Here is a 6,501-nt window from a genome sequence, read left to right as displayed (position 1 = left end):
GGGGCGGCCCGGGCCCCCCCCCCCCCCCCCGGGGGGGGGGGCGGCCCCCCCCCCCCCCCCCCCCCCCCCACCACCGGTGAGTCCGGAAAACGGCGTAGCCGGCCACGGAAACAGCGAAGCCGGCCCATCCGAGGATGAACCGGCTCACTGGAGGACCGGCATGCCGGTCTGCGCGTCAGCGCGAGACCTTACCGGCCTTGATGCACGAGGTGCAGACGTTGAGCCGCTTCGGCGTCCGCCCAATCACAGCGCGCACCGTCTGGATGTTGGGGTTCCAACGACGGGGGGTACGGCGGTGAGAGTGGGAGATGCTGTTGCCGAAGCCCGGCCCCTTGCCGCAGACGTCGCAGTTGGCAGCCACAGGAGTCACTCCAAGACTTCAGATCAGATACTTTCGAAAACCCCACTCACCCACCAGAACACTCACGTGAACCGGACCGGACGATGGGGTGAGCCTGGACGGTTCCAGGCAACCGGAAGAGCATACAACGCTTGCTTCCGTCCCACGAAACTACCATGACCGGCCGAGTGATCGCTCCGGTCGCCGGGACGGACGGCCCTGCCCCGCCCCGATAACCTGCCGGTATCACCCCTTGCCGCAGGCCCGACTGTGCGCTGCCCCTCGGGCCACCGCGGCGTCCCATCCGGAGGAGACCTGGTGCTGCACACGCTCGACGCCCCGGCCGTGCGCACCTGGTGCCAGCTCGCGCTGCGCGCGCTCGGCCAGGCCCGCGAGGAGATCGACGCGCTCAACGTCTATCCCGTCCCGGACGGCGACACCGGCACCAACCTCTACCTGACCGTCGAGTCCGCCGCCGCCGAGGTGGAGAGCCGCTTCGCCGACCCCGCCGTCGACCCGGCCCCCGGGCTGGCCGACACGGTCCGGGCGATGGCCCGCGGCGCACTGGTCGGCGCCCGCGGCAACTCCGGGGTGATCCTCGCCCAGTGGCTGCGCGGCACCGCCGAGACGCTGGCCGAGGGAGGCGGCGCCGAACAGCTGCGGGCCGCCCTGCAACGGGCCGCCGACTCCGCCTACCAGGCCGTCGCGGAGCCCGTCGAGGGCACCCTGCTGACCGTCGCCCGGGTCGCCGCCCGGGAGGCCGTCCGGGCCGGGGACGGGCTCGCGCAGGTCGCCGACACCGCCTACCGGGCCGCCCGGGACGCGCTGCGGCACACCCCCGAGCAGCTCGCCGTGCTGGCCGAGAACGGGGTGGTGGACGCCGGCGGGCGCGGCCTGGTGGCCGTCCTCGGCGCGCTCGCCGACGCCGTCGCCGGACAGCAGCCGATGGGGCCGGTCGCGCTGCGCGGGGACATCCGGGCCGTCGAGAGCTGCGAGACGCACCTCAGGCCGCCCGGCCCCGGCCACCCCGCCTTCGAGGTCATCTACCTGCTGGACGCCCCCGACGAGGCGCTGCCCGCGCTGCGCGAGCGGCTCGGCGGGCTCGGCGACTCGCTGGTGATCGGCGGCGGCGACGGCCTGTGGAACGTGCACGTCCACGTGGACGACGCGGGCGCCGCCGTGGAGGCCGGGGTCGGGGCAGGGCGCCCGCACCAGATCCGGATCACCCACTTCGCCGAGGCCGCCGCCCGGGCCGGCACCACCGCCGAGCGCGGCGAGCGCGAGGAACGTGCCCGCGCGGTGCTCTCGGTGGTCTCCGGCGAGGGCCTGGCCGAACTCTGCGAGCAGGCCGGCGCCGTCGTCCTGCACGCCGACCCGGACCGCCCGCCGGCCAGCGCCGAACTCGCCGCCGCAGTGCGCCGCTCGGCCGCCCGCGAGGTCGTCCTGCTGCTCAACGACCCCGAACTGCGCGCCGCCGCCGGGGCCGCCGCCGACCAGCTGCGCGAGGAGGGGGTGCGGATCGCCGTCCTGCCCACCCGCTCGCCGGTGCAGGGCCTGGCGGCGCTGGCGGTGCACGAGGGCGGCCGCCGCTTCGACGAGGACGTGGTCGCCATGACCTCCGCCGCCGGGGCCACCCGGTACGCCGAACTGGCCGTCGCCGAGGGGGAGTCCTGGACGATGGCCGGGGTCTGCCAGGCCGGGGACGTGCTCGGGCTGATCGACGGCGATGTCGCGGTGATCGGCGCGGGGCTGGCCGAGGTCGGCGAGAGCGTGCTGGACCGGATGCTCGGGGCGGGCGGCGAACTGGTCACCCTGATCCTCGGCGAGGGCACCGACGAGGCGCTCGCCGAACGGCTGGTCTCCCACGTCCGGCACCGGCGGCCCGAGGTGGACGCGGTGGTCTTCCACGGCGGACAGGAGCCGGCGCCGCTGCTCATCGGGGTGGAGTAGCCGCCCCGAGCCCCCTGGGGAGGCGAGCGGGCGAGTAGCAGCACTGTTCGTCGGTGCCTTGGTGTAAACAGGGGCCTGATGGGCGCTCTCGATGAACCACTGACCAAGCTCGTCGGCGACCGCACCGCGAAGGTGCTCGCCGACAGCCTCAAGCTGCGCACGGTCGGGGACCTGCTGCACCACTACCCGCGCCGCTACGTCGAACGCGGCCAGCTCACCAGCCTGGACGAGCTGGAGATCGACGAGCACGTCACCGTGCTGGCCCGGATCGAGAAGGTCACCCTGATCCCGTTCCGCGGCCGCAAGGGCGACCGGCTGGAGGTCGTCGTCACCGACGGCCGCAGCCGGCTCTCGCTGGTCTTCTTCAACCAGGGCTGGCGGCAGAAGGAGCTCAAGCCCGGCGCACAGGGCCTGTTCGCGGGCAAGGTCGGAGTCTTCAACCGGACCCGCCAGCTGGTCTCGCCGGACTACCAGCTGCTCGACGAGGACGCCACTGCGTCAACCGGAGCTGGCGACGCCGCGCAGCAGTTCGCCGGCCGGCTCATCCCGGTGTACGGCGCCAGCGCGCAGATGCCCAGCTGGAAGCTGTCGATCTGCATCGAGACCGCGCTCACCAAGCACCTCGGCGACGTCGGCGAACCGCTGCCCGCCGAACTGCGCGAGCGGCACGACCTGATCCCGCTGCCCGAGGCGCTGGAGCTGATCCACCGCCCGCGCGGCCACGCCGACCGCGAGCGCGCCCAGAGCCGGCTGCGCTGGGACGAGGCCTTCGTGCTCCAGGTCGCCCTCGCGCAGCGCCGGGCCGCCGACTCCGCCCTGCCCGCCAAGCCGCGCAGGGCCCGCGAGGGCGGCCTGCTGGACGCCTTCGACGCCCGGCTGCCGTTCACCCTCACCGAGGGCCAGCAAAAAGTCTCCGCCGAGATCGCCGCCGACCTCGCCACCGAACACCCGATGCACCGGCTGCTCCAGGGCGAGGTCGGCTCCGGGAAGACGCTGGTCGCGCTGCGCGCCATGCTCGCCGTGGTGGACTCGGGCGGCCAGGCGGTGCTGCTGGCGCCCACCGAGGTGCTCGCCCAGCAGCACCACCGCTCGATCGTCGAGATGATGGGGGACCTCGCCGAGGGCGGAATGCTCGGAGGCTCCGACCTCGGCACCCGGGTGGTGCTGCTGACCGGCTCGATGGGCGTCGCCGCCCGCCGTCAGGCGCTGCTCGACATGGCCTGCGGGGACGCCGGGATCGCCATCGGCACCCACGCGCTGATCGAGGACAAGGTGCAGTTCCAGGACCTCGGCCTGGTCGTGGTGGACGAGCAGCACCGCTTCGGCGTCGAGCAGCGGGACGCGCTGCGCGCCAAGGGCGAGCAGCCGCCGCATCTGCTGGTGATGACCGCCACCCCGATCCCGCGCACCGTCGCGATGACGGTCTTCGGGGACCTGGAGACCTCCGTCCTGGACCAGCTGCCGGCCGGCCGCTCGCCGATCTCCACCCACGTCGTCCCGGCGCTGGAGAAGCCCAACTTCCTCACCCGGGCCTGGGAGCGGGTCCGCGAGGAGGTCGCCAAGGGCCACCAGGCGTACGTGGTCTGCCCCCGGATCGGGGACGAGGAGCCCGCCACCGACCCGAAGAAGAAGCGCCGCAAGGCCGCCGAGGAGGACTTCGAGGAGGTCGCCGACGAAGGCGCCGCGAGCGACGAACGGCGGCCCCCGCTCTCGGTGGTGGAGACGGCGGAGAAGCTGACGAAGGGCCCGCTGAGCGGCCTGCGGGTGGAGATCCTGCACGGTCGGCTCGCGCCGGAGGCCAAGGACGAGGTGATGCGCCGGTTCGCGGCCGGCGAGGTGGACGTGCTGGTCGCCACCACGGTGATCGAGGTCGGCGTCAACGTCCCCAACTCCACCGCGATGGTCATCATGGACGCCGACCGCTTCGGCGTCTCCCAGCTCCACCAGCTGCGTGGCCGGGTCGGTCGCGGCAGCGCGGCGGGCCTGTGCCTGCTGGTCAGCGAGATGCCCGGGGGCAGCGCCGCAAGGGCCCGGCTGGACGCGGTGGCGGGCACCCTGGACGGCTTCGAGCTGTCCCGGATCGACCTCGAACAGCGCCGCGAGGGCGACGTGCTGGGCCAGGCCCAGTCCGGGGTGAAGTCCTCGCTCAAGGTGCTCTCGGTGCTGGAGGACGAGGAGGTCATCCTCACCGCCCGCACCGAGGCCACCCGGCTGGTCGCCGAGGACCCGGACCTGGCCGCCCACCCGGAGCTGCGCACCGCGCTGGAGAGCCTGCTCGACGAGGACCGCGCGGCCTACATGGAGAAGGGCTGAGAGGGCCTCGGACGGGCCGGATTGTCAGACCCCCGGGAGAGAATGAAGGTGTTCAGGGCGCACCCCCAAGGTGCGTACCTGGCACGACACTTGGGGGTCATGCCATGGCATTCCGTCATCTCAACGAGCTCCCGCTGGGCGACAAGGTCTTCCGGATCGAACTCGCCAGCGACGACGACCGCGAAGTCACCCTCACCCTGACCGGCTGGCGCGAGGGGGCGGCCGCCTCGCCGCTCGCCTCGGGCAAGCTCCGCCTGCCGGTCGAGGACGTCGCCTCGCTGCGGATCGCGCTCAACCGCGCGCTGCGGGCGCTGGCGATCGTCGCCGACGTCTCCGAGCCCATCCCCGACCGCGACGTGCTGCGCGAGCTGTACCCCGGCCACGGCGCCCCCTGGGTGCCGCAGCACGAGGAGGAACTGGTCCGGCGCTTCCACGACGGCGAGACCATCGCCCGGATCGCCGCCCGCTTCGGCCGCACGCCCGACTCCGTCCGGACCAAGCTGCGTGAGCTCGGGCACGACCCGCGCCGCCCCGAGTTCTGCCCGCCCGACGGCTGCCTGTCCTGGTCCCGCTACGCCTCGCCGGCCCTGCTCGGCGCGGGCGTCCCGGCCCAGTCGGCGGGCTCCGAGGCGAGCTGAGCACCGCGTGCCACAGCGCGGCCCGGCGGGATGCTCCCGCCGGGCCGCACCCGTTCGGCGTGAGCGCGGTGCGGTGATCGGGATAGCGTGGTCGGGCAGCGACGAAAGGACCTCCCACCACCATGACCCGCGTGATCGCCGGGGCGGCCGGCGGCCGCCGACTGGCCGTACCGCCCGGCCGGGGCACCCGCCCGACCTCCGACAAGGCCCGTGAGGCGATGTTCTCCACCCTGGAGGCGCTGCGCGGCACCCTGCACGGGACCCGGATGCTGGACCTGTTCGGCGGATCGGGCGCGGTCGGACTGGAGGCGCTGTCGCGCGGCGCCGAGCACGTCCTGCTGGTCGAGGCGGACGGCCAGGCGGCCCGGGTGATCCGGGAGAACGTCCGGGCGATCGGCCTGCCGGGGGCCGAGGTGCGGGCCGCCAAGGCGGAGAAGGTGATCATCGGCCCGCCCCCGCAGAGCCCGTACGACCTGGTCTTCCTCGACCCGCCGTACGTGGTGACGGACGAGGAGGTCCGCGAGATGCTGATCACACTCCTGGCCGGGGGCTGGCTCGCGGAGGACGTACTCGTCACCGTGGAGCGCAGCACCCGCGGCGGCAGGTTCGACTGGCCCGAGGGTTTCGAGGAGCTGCGCTCCCGCCGCTACGGCGAGGGCACGCTCTGGTACGGTCGCGCCGCCGCGGCCGGTGAGCAGGAGTAACAGGCCGCGGCCCGCAGCAGCCGTCACCCCACGAGGGAGCACACACGCCATGCGTCGAGCCGTCTGTCCCGGTTCGTTCGACCCGATCCACAACGGCCACCTCGACATCATCGAGCGCGCCTCGAAGCTGTACGACGTGGTGCACGTCGCGGTCCTGGTGAACCCGAACAAGCAGGGCATGTTCAGCATCGCGGAGCGGATCGGCCTGATCGAGGAGGTCACCGCGGACTTCGGCAACGTGGCGGTCGAGTCGCACCAGGGCCTGCTGGTGGACTACTGCCGCGAGCGCGGCATCCCGGCGATCGTCAAGGGCCTGCGCGCGGTCAGCGACTTCGACTACGAACTGCAGATGGCGCACATGAACAACGGCCTGACCGGCGTGGAGACGCTGTTCCTGCCGACCTCGCCGACGTACAGCTTCCTCTCCTCGACGCTGGCCAAGGAGGTCGCCTCGTACGGTGGCGACGTCTCGCACCTGCTGCCTGCGACGGTGCACCGCCGGCTGGTCGAGCGGATCGCGGAGCGCAAGGCCGCGCAGTAGTCCGCTGCCTGTCCG

At 73.4% G+C, this 6,501-nt stretch carries 6 protein-coding genes; 5 read left to right on the top strand and 1 reads right to left on the bottom strand.

Annotation, left to right across the window (positions count from 1 at the left end):
- Positions 1-175: 175 nt before the first annotated feature.
- Complete coding sequence (gene rpmB, locus ACIRRH_RS36420) at positions 176-361, bottom strand: 50S ribosomal protein L28 (protein WP_014138233.1); 186 nt, start codon at positions 359-361, stop codon at positions 176-178.
- Between the two features lie 297 nt (positions 362-658).
- Here rpmB and ACIRRH_RS36415 point away from each other — a divergent pair, with 297 nt between their 5' ends.
- The 5 genes from ACIRRH_RS36415 to coaD all read left to right on the top strand — a co-directional run bounded on the left by ACIRRH_RS36415 (position 659) and on the right by coaD (position 6,486).
- Positions 659-2,290: a DAK2 domain-containing protein gene (locus ACIRRH_RS36415; protein ID WP_403076164.1), complete on the top strand. Its 1,632-nt coding sequence runs from the start codon at positions 659-661 to the stop codon at positions 2,288-2,290.
- A gap of 78 nt (positions 2,291-2,368) precedes the next feature.
- Positions 2,369-4,603, top strand: a complete 2,235-nt coding sequence (gene recG, locus ACIRRH_RS36410; RefSeq protein ID WP_403076162.1) for an ATP-dependent DNA helicase RecG — start codon at positions 2,369-2,371, stop codon at positions 4,601-4,603.
- Between the two features lie 104 nt (positions 4,604-4,707).
- Positions 4,708-5,241, top strand: a complete 534-nt coding sequence (locus ACIRRH_RS36405; protein ID WP_224278597.1) for a hypothetical protein — start codon at positions 4,708-4,710, stop codon at positions 5,239-5,241.
- Between the two features lie 122 nt (positions 5,242-5,363).
- Positions 5,364-5,945 (top strand): 16S rRNA (guanine(966)-N(2))-methyltransferase RsmD, encoded by a 582-nt coding sequence (gene rsmD, locus ACIRRH_RS36400; protein ID WP_403076159.1) that lies wholly within the window; start codon positions 5,364-5,366, stop codon positions 5,943-5,945.
- Between the two features lie 49 nt (positions 5,946-5,994).
- Positions 5,995-6,486, top strand: coding sequence for a pantetheine-phosphate adenylyltransferase (gene coaD, locus ACIRRH_RS36395; RefSeq protein ID WP_403076157.1), 492 nt, complete (start codon positions 5,995-5,997; stop codon positions 6,484-6,486).
- Positions 6,487-6,501: the final 15 nt, after the last annotated feature.

The organism is Kitasatospora sp. NPDC101235, from assembly GCF_044767505.1.
Classification (GTDB): Bacteria; Actinomycetota; Actinomycetes; order Streptomycetales; family Streptomycetaceae; genus Kitasatospora.
This window is presented reverse-complemented; position numbering and strand designations above follow the sequence as displayed.